General features: G+C 61.6%; 18 protein-coding genes. 9 read left to right on the forward strand and 9 right to left on the reverse strand.

The genetic code is table 11. The features are described 5' to 3' along the window. Positions 1–46 precede the first annotated feature (46 nt). Positions 47–1,627 carry an ABC transporter substrate-binding protein gene (locus tag FEZ63_RS13480; protein ID WP_150945277.1) on the reverse strand — a complete coding sequence of 527 codons (1,581 nt, stop codon included), beginning with the start codon at positions 1,625–1,627 and terminating at the stop codon, positions 47–49. Between the two features lie 102 nt (positions 1,628–1,729). Here FEZ63_RS13480 and FEZ63_RS13485 point away from each other — a divergent pair, with 102 nt between their 5' ends. The 7 genes from FEZ63_RS13485 (at position 1,730) to FEZ63_RS13515 (ending at position 8,257) form a co-directional block, all read left to right on the forward strand. Further along, complete coding sequence (locus FEZ63_RS13485) at positions 1,730–2,797, forward strand: GntR family transcriptional regulator (protein ID WP_150945279.1); 1,068 nt, start codon at positions 1,730–1,732, stop codon at positions 2,795–2,797. Continuing rightward, on the forward strand, positions 2,794–3,489 hold the full coding sequence (locus FEZ63_RS13490; RefSeq protein ID WP_150945281.1) for a creatininase family protein: 696 nt from the start codon (positions 2,794–2,796) through the stop codon (positions 3,487–3,489). Before FEZ63_RS13485 ends, FEZ63_RS13490 begins: the two co-directional genes overlap by 4 nt. Continuing rightward, positions 3,489–4,520, forward strand: coding sequence for a ketopantoate reductase family protein (locus tag FEZ63_RS13495; protein ID WP_150945283.1), 1,032 nt, complete (start codon positions 3,489–3,491; stop codon positions 4,518–4,520). Before FEZ63_RS13490 ends, FEZ63_RS13495 begins: the two co-directional genes overlap by 1 nt. After that, entirely contained in the window at positions 4,517–5,272 is a 756-nt protein-coding gene (locus FEZ63_RS13500) for an SDR family NAD(P)-dependent oxidoreductase (RefSeq protein WP_150945285.1), read from the forward strand. The genes FEZ63_RS13495 and FEZ63_RS13500 overlap by 4 nt, the downstream gene beginning before the upstream one ends. 68 nt (positions 5,273–5,340) lie before the next feature. Then, entirely contained in the window at positions 5,341–6,231 is an 891-nt protein-coding gene (locus FEZ63_RS13505) for a polysaccharide deacetylase family protein (RefSeq protein WP_150945288.1), read from the forward strand. Continuing rightward, complete coding sequence (locus FEZ63_RS13510) at positions 6,228–7,292, forward strand: DmpA family aminopeptidase (protein ID WP_150945290.1); 1,065 nt, start codon at positions 6,228–6,230, stop codon at positions 7,290–7,292. Before FEZ63_RS13505 ends, FEZ63_RS13510 begins: the two co-directional genes overlap by 4 nt. Further along, the gene (locus FEZ63_RS13515) at positions 7,289–8,257 is read left to right on the forward strand and encodes an isoaspartyl peptidase/L-asparaginase family protein (RefSeq protein ID WP_150945292.1); all 969 of its coding nucleotides are present in this window, start codon (positions 7,289–7,291) and stop codon (positions 8,255–8,257) included. Before FEZ63_RS13510 ends, FEZ63_RS13515 begins: the two co-directional genes overlap by 4 nt. A gap of 8 nt (positions 8,258–8,265) precedes the next feature. Here the strand turns inward: FEZ63_RS13515 and FEZ63_RS13520 are convergent, their stop codons facing one another. The 6 genes from FEZ63_RS13520 to FEZ63_RS13545 all read right to left on the reverse strand — a co-directional run bounded on the left by FEZ63_RS13520 (position 8,266) and on the right by FEZ63_RS13545 (position 13,924). Further along, on the reverse strand, positions 8,266–9,156 hold the full coding sequence (locus tag FEZ63_RS13520; RefSeq protein WP_150945294.1) for a LysR family transcriptional regulator: 891 nt from the start codon (positions 9,154–9,156) through the stop codon (positions 8,266–8,268). A gap of 293 nt (positions 9,157–9,449) precedes the next feature. Then, positions 9,450–10,247 (reverse strand): amino acid ABC transporter ATP-binding protein, encoded by a 798-nt coding sequence (locus FEZ63_RS13525; RefSeq protein WP_150945296.1) that lies wholly within the window; start codon positions 10,245–10,247, stop codon positions 9,450–9,452. Further along, positions 10,244–11,206, reverse strand: coding sequence for an amino acid ABC transporter permease (locus tag FEZ63_RS13530; RefSeq protein WP_150945298.1), 963 nt, complete (start codon positions 11,204–11,206; stop codon positions 10,244–10,246). Before FEZ63_RS13530 ends, FEZ63_RS13525 begins: the two co-directional genes overlap by 4 nt. Next, positions 11,203–12,096: an ABC transporter substrate-binding protein gene (locus tag FEZ63_RS13535; protein WP_150945300.1), complete on the reverse strand. Its 894-nt coding sequence runs from the start codon at positions 12,094–12,096 to the stop codon at positions 11,203–11,205. The genes FEZ63_RS13530 and FEZ63_RS13535 overlap by 4 nt, the downstream gene beginning before the upstream one ends. Before the next feature lie 32 nt (positions 12,097–12,128). Continuing rightward, complete coding sequence (locus FEZ63_RS13540) at positions 12,129–12,929, reverse strand: deaminated glutathione amidase (RefSeq protein WP_150945302.1); 801 nt, start codon at positions 12,927–12,929, stop codon at positions 12,129–12,131. A gap of 23 nt (positions 12,930–12,952) precedes the next feature. Beyond that, a complete protein-coding gene (locus FEZ63_RS13545) occupies positions 12,953–13,924 on the reverse strand; it encodes a type 2 periplasmic-binding domain-containing protein (protein ID WP_150945304.1) in 972 nt (323 codons plus the stop codon). 99 nt (positions 13,925–14,023) lie between these two features. On the opposite strand from FEZ63_RS13545, the gene FEZ63_RS13550 reads away from it, so the two are divergent. After that, positions 14,024–15,391, forward strand: coding sequence for an aminotransferase class I/II-fold pyridoxal phosphate-dependent enzyme (locus tag FEZ63_RS13550; RefSeq protein WP_150945307.1), 1,368 nt, complete (start codon positions 14,024–14,026; stop codon positions 15,389–15,391). Between the two features lie 132 nt (positions 15,392–15,523). Continuing rightward, complete coding sequence (locus FEZ63_RS13555) at positions 15,524–17,215, forward strand: MFS transporter (protein WP_150945309.1); 1,692 nt, start codon at positions 15,524–15,526, stop codon at positions 17,213–17,215. A 34-nt stretch (positions 17,216–17,249) separates the two neighbouring features. On the opposite strand, the gene FEZ63_RS13560 is transcribed toward FEZ63_RS13555, so the two are convergent. Together FEZ63_RS13560 and FEZ63_RS13565 are read right to left on the reverse strand one after the other, a co-directional pair. Continuing rightward, positions 17,250–18,938, reverse strand: coding sequence for an adenylate/guanylate cyclase domain-containing protein (locus FEZ63_RS13560; protein ID WP_150945312.1), 1,689 nt, complete (start codon positions 18,936–18,938; stop codon positions 17,250–17,252). A gap of 180 nt (positions 18,939–19,118) precedes the next feature. Continuing rightward, entirely contained in the window at positions 19,119–19,817 is a 699-nt protein-coding gene (locus FEZ63_RS13565; RefSeq protein WP_150945314.1) for a TetR/AcrR family transcriptional regulator, read from the reverse strand. Positions 19,818–19,835 lie beyond the last annotated feature (18 nt).

Here is a 19,835-nt window from a genome sequence, read left to right on the forward strand (position 1 = left end):
TCAAGGAACGACCGGCCGTTTGCCAGGGCCGGCCGCAGGGTGGCGATCAGCTCTTGGGCTTGATCTCGTAGGCGAGCGTCTCCTGATCGACCCGCGCCGGGATTGTCATCGTGCCCTTCTTGGCAGCCCAGACGGTCTGGAGCTGCACTGTCGGGATCAGCGCCCGGTCCGTCATGGAAACGTCGGTTACCTTCTCGAACAAGGCGCGACGCTTGGCGTCGTCCATGGTGCGGCTGCCGTCCTCGAGAAGCTTGTCCACTTCCGGATTCGAGTAGCCCTGCTTGTTGAACGCGCCGAGGCCGGTGGACGGATCGGCCGTGTGAACCAGCGAACCATAGGTGTAGCTTGCCTCACCCGTCAGCGTACCCCAGCCGCTCATCCAGAGGCTGAACTCACCCTTCTGCTGGGCGGGGAAAAACACTGTGCCGTTGAGGGCATTGGCGTTCACCTTCAGGCCAGCGCGCGCCCACATCTGCGAGAGCGCTTCACAAACCGCCGAGTCGCCGGGCAGGCGATTGTTGGTGCAGTGAAAGTCGATCTCGAAACCCTTCGGATATCCGGCATCGGCCAGAAGCTGCTTTGCCTTGGCGACGTCGTAAGGGCGCTCCGGCAGGCTCTTGCTGCCACCGAAGAAGCTTGTCGGCATCAACTGGTTCGCCGGACGCCCGAGGCCTTCAAGCACGACACGCACGAGCGTCTTGCGATCGATGGCAAGGTCCATCGCCTCGCGAACCTTGGGGTCACGGAGCGGGTTGGCGGTGATTTCCTTGCCGTCCACCTTCACCGGTTTCGGCAACGTTTCCTTCACGTTCGGCGTGATGTTCAGAAAGTAGACGGAATCGGCCACAAAGGTGTCGACGCTCTTGTCCTTTTGCATCGACGCGTAGTCGGTCGCCGGCACATAGTTGACAAGATCGACCTGGCCGGACTTCAGCGCCGCCATGCGGGCCGGATCGTTCGGGATCTCCTTGCGGACGACCTTTTGCCAGGGCTGCTTGTCGCCCCAATAGCCATCGAAGCGCTCGACGACCAGATCACCCTTCGGCTCCCACGAGAGGAACTTGTACGGGCCTGTGCCGATGGCGGCCTTGCCGGAATTGAACTGTTCGTTGCGCGCATCCATGCCGATCGATTTCGACACGACAAACAGGCGGATGAAGTCGTTCGGCAGTGTCGGCGCGGCAACCTTCGTCTTCACATGCAGGGTGTACTTGTCTTTGACTTCCGTCTCTTTCACCTGCTTGGTGTAGATGGTCATGCTCATCGGGCCGGTGACCACCGGAATGCGGTCGATGGAGAATTTCACGTCCTCTGCGGTCAGCTCCGAACCGTCGTGAAACTTCACACCTTCGCGAATTTTGAACTCCCACGTCGTTTCATCGACGGGCTTCCACGAGACCGCAAGACCGGGCTTCATCTGCAGGTTTTCGTCGGCCATCACCAGCGTGTCGAACACGTGGCGAAGGGCTTCGGCCTGACTGCCTAGGGTCGACCAATGCGGGTCGATCGAGTCCGGGCCGGCGCGAACGCCCATGGTCAGCGTCTGAGCCGAAACCGTGCCGCCGAGCATGGTCCCGAGAAGAAGAGCAGCGGCGAGCGCCCCGCCAAGCTTGAACGTTTGTTTCATCAAATATCCCCTCTTGCTAAGAACCGGTCTTTTCGTCCAATGTGTTCTTATCGATTATGACGGTAGGTCGCCAAACCCGCAAAAGTCAACAGCAACGTATAGATGACACATAATAACTCTACTGTTGCAAATGCCGACTGTGACAGCCCGATAGAACGGTCCAACGGCGAGACGATTCTTGTCGGGCTTGCCGGATCGCTTGATCGCACGCTCCCCGTTCCGTTGGGCGTGCAGCTCCGCGGTTTGATCGAGTTCGGCATCGCGCTCGGCGAATTGCCGTCGGGCGTGCGCCTGCCGTCGGTACGCGAACTCGCCGAACGAGCCGGCATCGCGCCGATGACCGTTGCGACGGTTTATCGCGAATTGCGCGAATCCGGACTGATCGAATCGAAGCCCGGTGCCGGCACCTATGTGGGCGACGGTCATAGCAGCGACGGCCTGCGCTCCTCCGCGATGCGCAAGCTGCAGCGCCGCATCGATGGGTTGTTCAATGAGGCTGAACAACTCGGCCTCGCGCCGTCCCTGGTCGCCTCCTTGGTGAATGCCCGCGCGGCGCGGGGCCGCTCATCCCTGCGTCCGTTGCGCATCGTCATGGTGGGGAACTTCATCGACACGACGCAGCAATATGTCGATTGCATCCGCGGGCACCTCGGCGGCGGCGATACCATTGTGGCCACCACGGTCAGCGCAATCGAAAAGGCCGTATCCGAACCCCTTCCCTATGATTTGTGCGTGACGCTGGCCCATCGTCGCGGTGAGGTCGAAAACCTGCTGCCCGCCGGCATACCAGTGGTGGGCCTGAGTTTCATTCCCGCGGAGGAGACTCGCGCACTCCTCGCCGTCATCGATCCGATGGCTCGCATCGGCATCGTGTCGATTTTTCCAGAATTCATGGCGCTTATGAAACCGGGCGTCTTGCGTTTTACGCCGCACGTCTCGGATGCCGAAGTCCGACTTGTCACCGCTCCGGACCTCAAGGAATTTCTGCTAGGCTTGGATGTGCTGGTCTATGCCAGTGGCGCCGAACCCATTTTGAAGGACCTGCCGTCCGGCCGGCAGGCCATCGAGTTCCGATACGTGCCCGACCCGCACGCTATTCGGCAAACCCTGATCCCGGCGCTGGAGCGTCTGCGCACCGAAGCCGTCACCAAAGAGGAAAAGCCTTCATGAAGATCAGCGACATGAACTGGCTTCAGGTTGAACAATACCTGAAGTCGGACGACCGCGCGGTGGTGCCGCTCGGCTGCACCGAACAGCATGCCTTCCTGAGCCTCTCGGTCGACAGCATCCTGGCTGAGCGCGTCGCCGTCGAGGCCGCGGAACCTTTGGGCGTTCCAGTGTTTCCAGTCGTTGCCTATGGCATCACGCCATCTTTCATGGCCTATCCCGGCACGGTTTCGCTGAAGGCTGAAACATACCTGCGTATCCTCACCGATATGCTTGACAGCCTGCGCAGCACCGGCTTTCGCCGCATTCTTTTCGTCAACGGTCATGGCGGCAATTCGCCTGGTCAAAGCGCGGCGCTCGAATGGATGGGCAGGAACACCGATTGCCGCGTCCGCTTCCACAATTGGTGGAACGCGCCCCGCACCTTCGAGAAGGTGAAGGAGATCGATCCCGTCGCGTCTCACGCCTCCTGGATGGAAAATTTCCCGTGGACGCGGCTGGCCGGCATCGAACAGCCGGACCATCAAAAGCCGATGGTGGATCTCGAGCGCATGCGGAGTTTCGGACCCGAAGGCGTCCGCGAGATGCTCGGTGATGGCAATTTCGGCGGCCGCTACCAGCGCCCGGACGAAGACATGAACGCTATCTGGTCGGTGGCACTGGAGGAAACCCGCGCGCTGATCGAGACCTGGTGATGCAGGACTCCGTCACAAATCAAAACACCATTCTGATCTGGGGTGCTGGCGCCATCGGCGGCACGCTCGGCGCCTATCTGGCGCGCGCGGGCGAGGACGTGTTGCTCGTCGACATCGTCGAGCAACACGTCGAGGCCATGAACCGCGACGGACTCGTCATCGATGGGCCCGTCGAAGCTTTCACCCAAAGGGTCCGCGCCACGACGCCTGAAGGCGTGCGGGGCCAGTTCAAGCGCATCATCCTCGCCGTCAAGGCGCACCACACTCGGGACGCAGTGCGCGCGCTCAAGCCGCACCTGGCGAAAGATGGCTCAGTGCTCTCTGCGCAGAACGGTCTGAACGAGATCGTCATCGCCGAAGAAATTGGCCAGGAACGCACGGTTGGCTGCTTTGTGAATTTCGGCGCGGATTGGCTGGAGCCAGGCCGTATTCTCTTCGGTAATCGCGCAACCGTGGCGGTCGGCGAAATCAGCGACAGCGAACCGCGTGCGGCCCGGGATTATCACCGGCTGCTGTCGATCTTTGAACCCGATGCGGTGCTCACCGACAACATCTGGGGCTATCTCTGGGGCAAGCTTGGTTACGGCGCCATCCTGTTTGCAACTGCGCTGACGAACGAGTCAATGTCGGACAACCTTGCGTCGCAGCGGCACTTTCAGGTCTTCAACCGCCTCGGCCGCGAAGTGATGGCCGTGGCCCTCGCGCGCCATGTCACACCTCTGGGTTTCAACGGCTTCGATCCCGCCGCGTTCATGCCCGACGCTGATGAGAACGCGGCGCGCCGCTCGGTCGCCGACATGGAGGAGTTCAACCGGCATACTGCCAAAACCCATTCGGGCATCTGGCGCGATCTTGCGGTCCGTAAGCGGAAAACGGAAGTGGATGCGCAAATTGCCATCATCGCAACACTGGGCGCGGAGGCCCGCGTCAAGACGCCCACGATCGACAGGTTGGTCGAGCTGATCCACGACATCGAGGACGGCCGGCGCGAGCAATCCTGGGTCACGCTGGATTTGATGCTGCAGCCATGAAAATTGACCTCTCCCACCGTCGTGCCATCGTCACCGGGGCGGCACAAGGCATCGGTCGCAGCATCGTGAAGACGCTTGCCGCCGATGGAGTCCGCGTCGCAGCCTTCGATCTCGACGAGGCCGGCTTGCGCCACGCCGCAGAGGCGGGCGCAACAATCACGCACACTCTGGACCTCTCCGACCGCGATGCTGTCGGCGAGGCGGTGCGGGGTACGGCCGAAAAGCTCGGCGGCATCGACATTCTGATCAACTGTGCTGGCGGCGTCCGCGGGCAGGTCGGTCGGCCAATCGAAGAGGTCAGCGAACAGGATTGGCTGGTGCTGTTCGAGGCCAATGTGCACGGCGCGTTCTGGTGCTCGCAAGCCGCGGCTCCGCACATGAAGGCCGGGGGCTTTGGCCGGATCGTCAACATTGCGTCGGGCGCCGGATTGCGCCCGAGCCTCACGGGCATCCAGGCCTACACCGCGTCGAAGCATGCGCTGGTGGGCCTGACCAAGCAGTTGAGTTTCGAACTCGGCCCCTTCGGCATTACCGTCAACAGCATCGCGCCGGGATTCGTGCTCTCGAACCCCGCCACCCAACGTCAGTGGGAAAGCTATGGCGCCGAGGGACAGCAACGTCTGCTCGAGAGCATTCACACCCGGCGCCTCGGCCGACCGCAGGATATCGCCGACACGGTGATGTTTTTCGCATCCGATGCTGCCGGCTGGATCTCTGGTCAGATCCTCTCGGTGGATGGCGGGCGATCGTAGATTGAGTTTCGAGGTCGCGGTGGCCTCCACCAACGGAAATTTCTAAGGGAGCAAGCGGTTTGGACGAGATGCAGCAGGAACCTTGGGCCTGGCAGGACGATGTCTGGCGCGACAAGGTCAATCACGTGCGTGCCGGACGATCGATGAAGCCTGCACGGTGGAAGAACGGTGCGCGTTGTGCAGTCGCCTTCTCGTTCGATTCTGACCACGAAACCAATGAATTGCGTGACGGCGGACAATCGATCGGGCGCATGTCCCAGGGCCAATATGGCAACCGAAAAGGGGTTCCGCGAATTCTCGACGCGCTGGAAAAGCACGACGTCAGGGCAACATTCTTCGTGCCGGCGGTGACCGCCCTGCTCTATGAAGATGAGCAGCGGCGGGTTGCTGCGGCCGGTCATGAACTCGGAATTCACGGGTGGATTCACGAACTCAACAGTCAGCTTCCCTATGAGACCGAGCGCGATCTCATGTTCCGGGCAGCCGACACGCTCGAACGCGTCAGTGGAACACGACCCGTCGGCATGCGCACGCCGTCGTGGGATTTCAGCCCCGATACGCTGCGGATCGAGCGTGAACTCGGCCTGCTCTACGATTCCTCGCTCATGGCCGACGATGATCCCTACGAACTCGTGGAAAAGGGTGAGGCGACCGGCATCGTGGAATTGCCGGTGGAATGGATTCGCGACGACGCGGTCTATTTCAATATGCACCGGTTCAACGGATTGCGCCCGCATACCGCTCCAGCGGATGTCTATGATATCTTTTTCCGCGAGTTCGAGAGAGCCTACGAGGAAGGCGGCCTCTTTCTGCTGACCATGCATCCGCACGTCACCGGGTACCGCTCGCGCATTTGGATTCTCGAGAAACTGCTGGCGGAGATCACGCGGCGCGCCGACGTGTGGATCGCAACACATGCCGAGATCGCCGCATACGTGAAGGCGGAGTGCCCCGCATGACGTCGCTTTTTCGTGCACGCGATGCGGGACTCGCCTGCGGTCGTACGGAGACGGGCGTCCGCAACAGCATCACGGATGTGCCGGGCGTTCGCGTCGGTCACCGGACTCTCAATCACGGCGGCATTCGCACGGGTGTGACCGCGATCGTTCCCCCAGCGTCAAATGCCTATCGCGAGAAGCCTGTCGCGGCGGTCCATGTCCTCAACGGCTTCGGCAAGAGCGCCGGGTTGGTTCAAATCGAGGAACTCGGAACGATCGAGACACCTTTGCTCCTCACCAATACGCTCGCGGTCGGCACCTGCTGCACCGCCCTCGTCCGTCATGCCATCGGCGCCAACCCGGACATTGGACGGGAGACGGCGACCGTGAATCCGGTGGTGCTCGAATGCAATGACGGCTTTCTCAACGACATTCAGGCACTTGCCGTGACCGAAGCGGACGCCACCGCGGCACTGGACGCCGCATCGGCGGATTTCGTATCCGGCGCGGTCGGGGCCGGTTGCGGGATGAGTGCGTTCGGGTTCAAGGGCGGCATCGGCACATCCTCCCGCCGGATCGCCCTCGACGACGAGAGTTTTCATCTGGGCGTTCTGGTGCTCGCCAATTTCGGGCGCGCCGGAGATCTTCGTCTTCCCGATGGAACGCTTGTGCGGCCGCCGTCGGCGGTCGACGGCGAGACCACGGAGAAGGGTTCAGTCATTATCGTTATGGCGACCGATATTCCGCTGGGCGACCGCCAGCTCAAGCGCGTCATTCGCCGCGCCGGCGCCGGCTTGGCGCGCCTTGGCTCATTCTGGGGGCATGGAAGCGGCGATATTGCACTTGGATTCACGACGGCGAACACGGTGCTTCACGACGAGCGCGCCGCGCTCATCGACCAACGCGTACTCAACGAGGACCGCATCGATCTTCTTTTCGAGGCAATGGCCGACGCGACGCAGGAGGCGGTACTGGATGCTCTCGTCGCCGCCGGTCCCATGACCGGTCGCAACGGCCATCACCGGCCCGGCCTCGCAGACACTTTGATCCAGCTTCGTTCAACGGGAACACCACGCTCATGACAAGCGCCTTGTCGTCCAAAACCGATTTCACCCTCGCCGTTCATGGCGGCGCCGGTACGATTCTGCGTACGAAGATGACGCCTGAACGCGAAGCAGCCTATCATGCCGGGCTACGCCGGGCGCTCGAAGCAGGGCGCGTCGTGCTGGCGGATGGCGGAACGGCCATCGACGCGGTGACCGCGGCCGTGATGACGCTGGAGGACGAGCCGCTGTTCAACGCAGGGCGCGGCGCGGTCTACACATCGGCGGGCCTGCAGGAAATGGACGCCGCCATCATGGATGGTCGTGATCGCGCGGCCGGGGCCATCGCCGGCATCTGCGGTCCACGCAATCCGATCCTTGCAGCCCGCGCCGTGATGGAGAAATCCGACCACGTGTTTCTGATCGGCGACAACGCCCTGAACTTCTGCCGCCAGAACGGCATCGCGTTTGAGGACGCGTCCTATTTCTTCACCGATCAACGCTGGGACGCGTTGCAGGAAACACTGGCGATGCGACGGAGCGGCGGGGAGGATCACGACGAATCCCGCAAGCACGGCACGGTCGGCGCCGTGGCGCGCGACCGCAATGGCCATCTGGCGGCTGCGACTTCGACCGGGGGCATGACGGCGAAGGCTCCCGGCCGTGTTGGCGACAGCCCCGTGATCGGCGCGGGCACATGGGCCGATGACGAGACCTGCGCCGTCTCCGGCACCGGCCACGGCGAAATTTTCATCCGCTACGCTGCCGGTCACGAAATCGCGTCTCGCCTCCGCTATGCGGGGCAAAATCTCCAACAAGCCGTGCACGGTGTCGTCGTCGACGTTCTGGCGCCAGTTGGAGGTTCAGGCGGAGTCATCGCGGTCGATAGAAGCGGCGCGTTCTCGTTGACCTTCAATTGCTCCGGAATGTATCGCGGTGTCGTCACCGGTGACGGAGTTTTGCGTACCGCGATCTACGACGAACCTCTCGTCGACTTTCGCTAAACGGTCGCTCAATAAGCCCAGCGTTGTGCCTTCGCGACGAGAAAGTCCCGGAAGATCTGCACTCTTGCGACCGAGCGCATTTCTTCCGGATAGACGAGGTAACTGTCGAGCGTCGGCATCTCGACCTCCCGCAGGACTCGCTTCACGTTCGGGTTGCCGCCCATCGCATAATCCGGTGCCATGCCGATTCCGGTGCCGGTCTCGATCGCTCGCCGGAGAGCGAGGCTGTCATTGACCATGAGGCGATTGGGGCGCGGATCCTTTGGGTTGCGTCCCAGGCTGGTCAATCGGTGCAGGTTCAGGATGAACGCAGGCTGATCACCCCCCAGAGAGACAATGCGGTGGCGATCAAGATCCGCCACGCTCTCCGGCTCACCGAAGCGATCCACGTACGCGAGAGACGCGTAGGCATGATAGTGAATGGTGAACAGGCGCCGCTGGATCAGATCCGGCTGAGCCGGGCGTCGCAGCCGGATCGCCACGTCCGCTTCCCGCATAGCGAGGTCGAGTTCGTCGTTTGTAAGAATCAGCTGAATGTTCACTTCGGGATAAGCATCGAGGAATTCGGTGATGCGCTGGGCAAGCCAAATTCCGCCAATCCCGACAGTCGCAGTGATCTTGAGATCGCCAGCGGGTCGGTCGCTGGTTTCCGTGAGACGCTGGCGCGTCGCCTCAAGTCGCAGATGCACGTCGCGGGCTGCTCTGTGGAGCACGTCACCATGTTCGGTCAGGATGAGGCCGCGGGCGTGGCGATGGAAGAGGGGAACTTTTAAATCGCGCTCGAGCGCGCTGATCTGACGGCTCACCGAGGATTGGTTCAGTCCGAGCTTCTCACTCGCCCGGGTGAAATTCCCGGCTTCCGCAACCTCGTAGAAAAGTCGGATCTTGTCCCAATCCAAGGCGGACCCTCATTGTGCCGATTTGCAACCTTTTGGTGCACGGGCGGAGAACGCGAGACGTTCCGCAGCAATTCAGCCCCTACTCCCGATGCAGCCGTGTGACAACGGCTTTATCCTAAAGCATGACGAGGCAAAGTGGAGCGCCGTTTTTGTGAACCTCGTGCTCGACAGACGGAAAAATCGGTCACGTTCTTGAGTTTGGACCGATTCGGTTCACGTGTTGGTGATCCAAGTTATAGAACACGGCGGCATGCTCAACTAGGAGCTCGCCGCCGCGCGTGTCGTTCCGCTCGCTAGATGAACCTGCCGAGGAAGGCCCGGGTGCGAGGGTGCGCGGGATTGACCAGCACATCCTCGGGCTTTCCCTGCTCGACGATGTGTCCCCCATCCATAAAGACGACGCGGTCGGCGGCTTCTTTGGCGAAACCGATTTCATGCGTGACGACGATCATGGTGAGGCCCTGATCGGCAAGATCGCGCATCGCGGCGAGGACTTCACCAACCAGCTCCGGATCCAGCGCTGAGGTGGGCTCATCGAAGAGCATGAGCTTCGGCTTGATCGCCAGCGCGCGAGCAATCGCAACGCGCTGCTGCTGTCCGCCCGACAATTGCCGCGGATAGGCGTCGGCCTTCTCGGTGAGACCCACGCGCTGCAGCAAGGCAAGCGCGTAGGCTTCTGCCTCTCGTCTGCTTTCACCGTGAATGCCGATGGGCGCTTCGATGATGTTCTGCAGCACGGTGAGATGCGGATAGAGATTGAACTGCTGAAACACCATGCCGATCTGCTGGCGCTGGCGAGCGATGGCGCGCGATGACAGTTTCTGCAGGCGTCGTCCGCGCAGCTGGTAGCCCATCTGCTCGCCACCGACCATGATCGAGCCGCGATCCATCGCCTCGAGATGGTTGATGCATCGCAGAAACGTGGATTTTCCGGAGCCGGACGGGCCGAGGACGACGACGGTCTCGCCGGGCCAGACATCGAGATCGATGCCCTTGAGAACCTCGTTGTCGCCAAACGACTTATGCACGTTGCGGGCGACCACCAGAGGTCTGGCTGCGGTGATGGCTTTTGTAGGGATCGGTGCGGTCATCGCGCATCTCCCATGTGGATCGCATCACTGATGACGTCGTCATCCGTTGCGCGACGCGCTTTCGTGGATGAGCCCTTCTCGCCGCGCGCGTAGTAGCGCTCGATGAAGGATTGGCCGACATTCAGGATGGAGGTGATGAGGAGATACCACAGGACTGCGACCATCAGCAGAGGGATGACCTCGAAAGTGCGGTTATAGACCGCCTGCACCGAATACAGCAGATCGCCCATGGCAATGACGCTGACCAGCGAGGTCGCCTTGATCATGCTGATGAGCTGGTTTCCGGTGGGCGGGATAATGGAACGCATCGCTTGCGGAATGATGATGCGGCGCAAAGCGCGTCCCCGCGTCATCCCAAAGGCCTGCGTCGTCTCAACTTGCCCGGGATCCACCGACAACAGGCCGCCGCGGATGATCTCCGCCATGTAGGCGGCCTCGTTCAAAGCCAATCCGGCAATCGCCGCCGTCAGTGGGGTAATAAGATCGTTGGTGTTCCAGCGCGCCAGTTCCGGGCCGAAAGGAACACCGATCGAGATGACCGGAAACAGGGTGGAGAGATTGTACCAGAAGATCAGCTGCACCAGCAGCGGCGTGCCGCGAAAGAACCAGATGTAGATGCTGGATAGGGCGACCAGCAGTTTCGTCTCGGAGAGGCGCGCGATGGCGAGGAAGAGACCGATCACAACGCCGATGAGCATCGCCACCACGGTGAGGCCGAGGGTGACCGACAGGCCACGCATGATCGACTCAGCGGTGAACCATTGTGCAACGACCGACCATTCGAAGTTCTTGTTGTGGGCGATGACCCAAAGAAAATCGACCGTGATGAGGATCGTCACGACCCAAAGGATCCAGCCGCCATAGTTGATGGGCCGGTGGGCATGAGCGACGTCGCGAAGCCTGAGCTCCGCGACGTCATCACCGGGGAGTGCCCCGGGTGTAAGCGCGCGATCCGTCACTGCGGTCGCTTTCCTGCAAGGTTGATGCCTGGCGCCTTGAGCATGTTATTGTCGAGGCCCCACTTCTTCATGATGGTCGCGTAGGTGCCATTGTCGAACAGCTTCTTGTAGCCTTCGAGGATCACCGGTCCGAGGGGAGAATCCTTCGGCACCACCGTGCCCTGAAACAGGTCGTCGAAACCGTTCGATTGCCCGACCGCCGCAAGTTCAAGCTGCCCGTTCGATTGCTGGACAAAGTAGGTCAGGGGCGCCTGGGACGAGAAGAAACCGTCCGAGCGCTTCGAGCGGACCGCAAGAATCGACGTGGGTTGGTCGGGGAAAGATTGAACCTCGACGGCAGGTTTGCCCTCTTCGGTGCACTTAGTGGCCTGCTGCTTGATCACGCGTTCGGCGGAGCCGCCGGATTGCACGGCGATCTTGAGGCCGCAGGTATCGGCGAGCGACTTGATGCCTTTGGGATTGCCGATCTGCACTGCGAACACGACGTATTCCTGCACCCAATCGACAAAATCGTTGGCGGCCTGGCGCTCGGGGAAGTCGCCGACCGGACCGATCGCAAACTGATAGCGGCCGGATTTGATGCCGCTCAGCAGGCTCGACAATCCGCTGACGGATTCGTGCTTGACCTTGACGCCAAGAACCTCGCCCAGAGCATGCGCCAGGTCCGCGCTCGCGCCGCTCATGCTGCGCGTATCGCTGACGATTTCATAAGGAGGAAACGAGCCGCTGTTCACGGTGATCATCTCGCCGGCGTCCCGGATTTCCTTAGGCAACTTCGCGTGCAAGGTGGCATCGGCCGTCTGCACCGGAATTTTGGCGTCCTGGGCCAACGACGGGCTGGAGAAAAGCGCCGCAGCGAGCAAGGCGGGGGCAAGAACTTTTGAATTCATAGCGACATTCCCTTTGTTGGTGGCGAGCCTGTTCAGGCGATTGTTTGGTTGAGTTCAGGCTTGGCAAAGCGACGGTTTGCGAGAACCGGCAGGACGTTGCGCGCATAGGCAATGCGCGCGGCGTCGACCTCGGCGAACACCAGGGCGGGCGCTTCCGCTGCCCGCGCGATTGCGACGCCGAGCGGATCGACCACCATGCTGTTGCCGATATTGCGTTCCCCGCATTCACCCACGGCCACCACGTAGGCGGTATTCTCGAGCGCGCGTGCCGTGACGAGCACTTCCCAATGCGCCTCCTTGAGCGGTCCCTTGACCCAGGCGGAGGGGAGCACGAGGAGATCGGCCCCATCGAGCACGAGCCGTCGCGCCAATTCGGGAAAGCGTACGTCGTAGCAGGTCATCAGACCCACCTTGAACCCAGCCACGTCCACCAGCGCGGGCACGTCCCCGCCAGGCGTGACGTTGGTGGATTCCTTGGCCGAGAAGGCGTCGTAAAGGTGGAGCTTGCGGTACTCGGCGAGGATTTCGCCGTTGCGGATGGCAATCAGCACATTCCAGACCCGGCCGTCGCCCGCCGGCGTATGAACGCTGGTCATTGTCGTCAGATTGTTGCCACGACTGGCCGCGAGCAACTGCGTCACGAAAGGGCCGTCGAGCTCTTGGGCTGCCTTAAGCACGAGGTTGGGATCGGCGATATCGCGCGCCAGAATGCCCTCGGGCAGGACCAGCAGATCCGCACCGCCCACCTGCGCCTCGCTCATCAGGCGCAGACATGTGTCGGCATTTTCCTGCCACTCGCGACTTACCGCGAATTGTCCAAGTGCTACTTTCATCGTCGGTGTTCCTGGCTGCGGTTTCATGACTGACCTAAGGCGCTTGCGGCGTCGGGAAAGAGATCGTGCGGCGTGAGAAGCTTATCGGTGAGTTTCTGGGCGTGCAGTTCGATGCCGAAATCGGCAATCATGCGCTCGTTGGCCTCAAGGCCGTTGCGGTTCCACGAGGCAGGCAGATCCTGCGCCACCTGTCGGATCTCGTCGATGATCCAAGGTGTGGTGTCGGCATATTTCGCCCGCTTCTCGAGCCAGACGCGGGCGGATTCATCGAGAATGTCGCTCAAGGCGCCGGGTAACCAGGGATGCGCGGCGACGATCTCGGGCTTGATCCCCAGCAGATGAATTCCCGGCACGTAGCCCACATCGTTGAAATAGGCGCGCTCGGCTTGTCGAAAGTCCGGCACCAATTGACGAAACGCGGAATCGGCGTCGAAAAAGCCGGGTGGCATGAAGGGCGTGAAGACCGCGTCAAGCCAACCCTCCCGCAGCAATTCCATCATCGGCCGCTCCCCCGGAACGGCCTCGATGCGCCCGGGGCGACCATAGCCCCCGAGGCGGTCGACGATAGGGTGGGATTTCGTAAGCCGGCCCACGAACCAGCTTGCTTCCTCTATGCCGACACCTTCGCGCCTCAACAGAGCGCGCGTCCAGGTATTGCCGGAATCCTGCCAGCCGGTGAGGCCGATACGTTTCCCCGCGAGCTCATCGAGCCGGGTGACGCCGCTGTTCTTGGAGGTGATGATGCAGCGATGCCGAAAGGCCCGCATCAGGAAATGAGGCACGCCGACAATGGACGTCTCGCCCTTTGCACGTGCAAGCGAGTAGCGGCTGAACGACACCTCTCCGGCATCGTAAAGCGGATCGCTCGCGAGATCTTCCGGAAGCGTCTCGACGCGATGAACTTCGAGGTTGAAGTCCTTGGCGCGAAGGTCGCCCACCGCGAGAGGAACAATGTAATCCCAATCCCGCACCGCCAATCGAATCGTAATGGTCAAGGCTGCTCCCTCGGCATGTTTGTCGTCGGTTAGCCAAATATTAATTGTTTAATAGTGGCTGTACAATTATAGTTTTGTTACTGAACAAAGAAAACGAACATGTCAGCATTTTTCTCGACTGCGTGGCTGAAGGATCGGCTCACCGAACGGACGATGCGCGGCATCGCCCTTGAAACGAGCGCGCTTATTCGCTCGGGCGCGATTCCGGTCGGCACGCAATTACCGCCGGTCAGGGAGATCGCGCGGGCTCTAGGGGTCAGTCCGGCGACGATTTCCTCCGCCTGGAGCGAGTTGCGCCGGCACAACGTGATCAGCGGTCGCGGACGTAACGGGGTCTGGGTCTGCGGTGATAAGATCGCGCCAAGGCCGTCACGCTTCGAGAACATCGGGAATTTCGGCGAGCACGTCATCGACCTGACGGTGGCGGTCCCCGACCCGGCATTGTTGCCGCCCCTTGGCGACGCGCTGCTGCACGGCGCAGAGGTTGCGATGCTGAACAGCTACCTGCGGGTTCCGATCCTCGATTCGCTCCAGGCTGTCATGCGGCCACGCTGGCCTTATGCCGCAGAGGCGTTCCTCGCCACCAACGGCGGATACGATGCGGTCAACGTGACCCTGCAGGCGCTGGTCATGCCAGGGTCCGTCGTGGCCATCGAAAATCCGACGGCGATGAGATTGCTCGATATCTTGGACAATCTCCGGGCCCATATCATCCCCGTGAACTGCGACGAGCATGGTCCGTGCCCGAAATCTCTTGCCGAGGCGCTTCAAAAGAAGCCATCCGCCTTCCTCTACCAGCCCCGTACGCATGCAATTACCGGACACCAGGTTTCATCCGAGCGGCTCAAGGAGTTGGCGCGCGTTCTGAAGGATAGCGATCTCGTCATCGTTGAGGACGACGGCATCGGCGACCTTTCCAGCCTTCCGCCGGCGAGCCTCGGTGCTCATTATCCGGAGCGCACCGTTCACATTCTTTCACTGTCAAAAGCGTTCGGTCCGGATCTGCGGCTTGCTGTCCTGTCGAGCTCGGCCAGCATCGTCGACCAGATCCAGGCCTACCGTAGTTTTGGCGCCGGATGGACGAGCCGCATTCTTCAGGCCGCCGGTGCCTGGCTGATCGCCGACCTCGCGAGCAATGCTGCGGTGGACCACGCGAAGACGGTCTATGGAACACGCCGCCGCGCATTGATCGATCGAATGAAGGACCGTGGCCTGCACATTCCCGACAGGGACGGATTGTGCCTGTGGCTTCCGGTTCGCTCCGAGCAGTTTGCGCTGGTCACTCTAGCGGCGCGAGGCATCGCTGTCTTGCCCGGGAAGAAATGCTCCATCACGGACACGCAGCATATCCGCGTCGCGACCAGCCTGCTGACTGACCAGGTCGATGCCGTCGCCGATGCGCTGGCGCTCGTCCATCCAACGGGCGCCTCTGATCAGCGAGAGGGGTTCGGAAGATATTCGGTGTGACGGCCCCCCGGCGCATCGGATCGGTTCTCGCAAGCTAGCAGCTGGCTATCAGGGGTGATACGCTCGCCACGCGCATCGGGAGGTGAATCGTGGACTGCCGGCGCACCGCGTTTCAGGAACTTGTGCCCGCTCATGCCTGACGACTCGCCCATTCTGCCATCTCCCGACGACACGGCCGGTGACGATCTTGATGGCTCCCGCAGTTTCAGCGCCTCACCTCTGGCCCCACTTAGACACGGCATTTTCCGCGCCGTATGGTTCGCCAGTCTCGCTTCCAATTTCGGCGGGCTGATTCAATCCGTCGGCGCGTCGTGGATGATGACCTCGATTGCCGACTCGGCCGACATGGTCGCTCTCGTGCAGGCGTCGACGACATTGCCGATCATGCTGTTCTCGCTTGCTGCCGGCGCGATCGCCGATAACTACGACCGCCGTCGGATCATGCTGGTGGCGCAGATCTTTCTCGTTGTGATCTCGATCGGGCTTGCGGCCTCGGCGTTCCTCGGGCTCGTCACCCCATGGTCCCTGCTGACGTTCACGTTTCTCATCGGCTGCGGCACCGCCTTGAATGGCCCCGCCTGGCAATCGTCGGTTGGCGAGATGGTTCCGCGACCAGATCTGCCGGCGGCCGTCGCCCTCAACAGCATGGGATTCAACATCGCGCGGAGTTTCGGGCCCGCCATCGGTGGGCTGATCGTGGCTGCCGCCGGGGTCGCCGCGGCCTTTGCGGTCAATACCGTCAGCTATCTGGCCCTGATCATCGTGCTCTTTCGCTGGCGGCCGGTCCGTGTTCCGCGGGCATTGCCCCCCGAAGCTCTTGGCGACGCCATGGGAGCGGGCATTCGCTACGTGGCAATGTCGCCCGCCATCAGGGCGGTGCTTCTGCGAAGTTTCACGTTCGGGCTCGCATCAATCGCGGTACCGGCGCTGACGCCTCTCGTCGCCCGCGATCTCGTGCACGGTGGACCGCTCACTTACGGATTGTTGCTTGGTGCGTTCGGAATCGGCGCCGTCGCGGGGGCGTTGCTCAGCGCCCGCCTGCGTCGCCTTCTGCACGTCGAATGGCTCGTCCGGTGGTCGTTCGCGGGCTACGGGGTAAGCGCGATCGCAACCGCCATGAGTTCGACGACATCGTTGACCGCGCTTGCAATGGGCCTGGGCGGCGCCTGCTGGGTGCTCGCTCTTTCGACGTTCAATGTGACGGTGCAATTATCCGCGCCGCGATGGGTCGTGGGTCGCGCGCTTGCCCTTTATCAAATGGCGACCTTCGGAGGCATGGCGCTCGGCAGCGCGGTTTGGGGCGTGCTCGCCGAGCAGGTTGGGACGGGCTCCGCATTGCAGATCTCAGCCGCCGTTCACCTTATCGGCATTGCGATTGGATTCTATCTCACGCTGCCTGATCACACGCTCTCGAATCTTGATCCGCTCAGCCGGTGGACCGTGCCGAAGATCGCCCTCGACATCAAGCCGCGGAGCGGGCCGGTGGTGATCACCATCGAATACATCATCCGGCAGGAGGATGTGATGGCGTTCCTGACCGCCATGGCGGAGCGCCGACGTGTTCGCCGCCGCGATGGCGCCCGCCATTGGACGCTGCTTCGCGATTTGTCGGACCCGGAGCTTTGGATGGAACGCTACCACACCCCGACCTGGCTCGATTACGTGCGCCACAACCAGCGCATCACGCAAGCCGATGCGGTGATCGGTGAGCGTCTTCGATCTCTGCATCGCGGACCGAACCCTCCGCACGTCCATCGCATGATCGAACGTCAGACCGGCTCATTGCCGACGGCTTTCGCCTCGCCGGCACGCGATGCGAAATGATGCCGAGGCGATCGTTAGTTGCTGATCGCATTGCTCATTCGCCGAGGGTGACTTCGCTCGCATGATTGACAATCCACGCATCAATCGGAGCGGCCCGACCTCTTACCGTCACGGTCCGCCGCTCGTAACGAGACAGGTCGAGACGAGCCCTTCGGGCCAACTCGTCAGAGATGACGAGTTCGACGCCAAGCTCCTTCGCCAGGTTCTCGAGCCTGCTCGCGGAATTGATGGTATCACCGACTGCGGTTAGTCCACGGGCCTGGCCATATCCCATCTCTCCCACCACCGCGGGTCCTGCGTGAAGGCCTATGACGACCTGCAGCGGATGCTCCAATTCGCTTGCGAACGAAACGTTCAGGCCCTCGACCCCTTTGACGATGCGGAGAGCGGCATCGAAAGCTCTGTTGGCTGCCTGCTCGGGCGTGGTCGTGAGTCCGAATAGCGCAAGAGCCCCATCTCCGATGAACTTGTCGAGATGCCCGCCGGTATCCTCCACCGCCTTGCCGACGATCTCGAAATACCGGTTCAGAATGAAGACAGTGTCGAAGGGAAGACGATGCTCCGTCAGCCGCGTGAACCCGCGCAGGTCGCAGAACAAGACCGCAAGTTCGTGCTCGGTTCCGCGGGCCACATGACTGTCGCCGATGCGATCCATCTGCTTCGCGCGCGCCGCAGATAGAACCGGTACGACTGAAAGGCCATGGACCGGCCTGAGCTGACATGCGAGCCGGATATCAGGTCCCGCCTTGATTCTCGCGAGCGTTGTGAGTTCCTGCGCGGTTGGCGTGGGCTGAACATCGAGACCTGCGATGACGCGGACACGACAGGTCGAGCAACGACCGCGTCCGCCGCAGGCGGATTGATGCGGAATCCCGGCAATCCGACTTCCCTCGAGCACGCTGAAGCCGCGGGGAATTGTCACCACCTGGTGACCCGGATATATCACGCGAACGCGCGTCGAGAGGTTTCGATAGGCACGCATCCCCCGTGCAGCAAGGACAGCGCCGATCAGACACGCAAAGGCCAGATAGAGGCCCACATTGATCTCGGCCAGGAGGTCAGCGACGGATGTGGATGACAGAGCAAAGCGCGCGGGATCCGATGTAAACTGCTTCCCGGCTTCAGCGAATCCCAGCAGCGCCAGCACTGGAACCAAAAGAGCGCCTGTGTAGAGCAGCATGGCGTAGCGGGGGAACCAGTCCTTTGCGCGAACCCAGAAGTAGACGCCAAGGCAGCCATGAAGCCATGCGATCAGGAGAGCAAGAGCTTGGCGCACGCCGTTCTCTGGATTCTGAATCCAGAGACTGCGGATGACGTCCGGATAACCCAGATCACGGGCTGTCAACGAGTAGTCGATCCGCGTTGCGACCACGTGCGGGATCAGCAGGAACGGAAGTGAAAGTCCCAGGACCAGCTGGGCTGCTTCTTTCACTGGCATGCGCAGAGTGCGCCGTTTGAACAGCGCCTCGAGGGCGAGCGCGAAGTGAAGGAACAACGATCCATAAAGCAGAGCCGAGCCAACCGGATTTCGCCAGAGGAGGTTAAAGACGCGTCGTCCACTCTCCATGGCGTCGATCGAAAAAAGACCCAACGCATGATTGCTGAAATGGGTAAGGAGGAACGCCCCGAGCACCAGACCGGAAACCAGCCGGACATCCCGCAACGAGATGGTTCGGTCGACGTGGCTCGGACCCGGATATGCTTTCGGTCGGCGGCGGCTCATGAGTTGCCGGTTCCCTTGAAGCGCCTGAACATGTGTCTTTCCTGGTCTATGATTGTTACGGCCGACTTTGCGCCCAACCGGGAGCGACCGCAAAGATGGACATTACCATTACCACGGAGACCCGCCGGCGTTTGGAAGTCGCTCTGTGGCTGGCCGCACAGCAGGACCACCGCTCATATGTCACTTCGGTGCACGTTGTCGGTACGGTTCGGCCACCGCAACGAGACCGGCGAGCGAAAAGCGCACCAGGTGATCCACGAGCGATTCGGTGTTTCCTGGCCCCCCGCCCAAGATAGGAAACAGTTGCGTGAGGAGGTGGCGGTCGGCCACCAGAAGCATCGCGCATGGCATCACGACACTGAAGCAACCGCTGGCGACGGCAGGATGATCTGCCGGGAGATCCATGATTTCCCCGACGATTGCGCTGATGAGAAGCTTCTTGGGCTGAAGCTCCCGCATCCTGAGAGCCTCGATGAACGGGGACGGTGACAGAATTTCACGGCTCAAAACGCGAAAAGCCCATGATGACGACGCGGGACCAGTGAGCGTCGTCACGACCAACTCGATAAAGCTGCGCAGCTTTTCTTCCGCGGTGCCTTCTCGGGTAGCGATGGTTGTGAGAGCCTCGTAGCTGACGAAGCGCCGATGGGCTTCGACCAGAACCTCCTCGTAGAGCCCAGCTACTCCGCCGAAGTAATAATTGACGGCGGCCGAATTGGTCCCAGCGCGGTCGGCAATTTCCTTTCCGGTGGTCCGATCAAGGCCCTTCTCAGCAAAGACTTCGCCGGCAGCCTGCAAAATCTGAGCCCTCGTGTTTGCTCCATCGTCACGCCGACCTCTGGCATTCGAAATTTTTCGGATGGAACGGGCAGCTTTCATGCCAGCTTATCTAACAGA

Source organism: Microvirga brassicacearum, assembly GCF_008757455.1.
GTDB lineage: Bacteria > Pseudomonadota > Alphaproteobacteria > Rhizobiales > Beijerinckiaceae > Microvirga > Microvirga brassicacearum.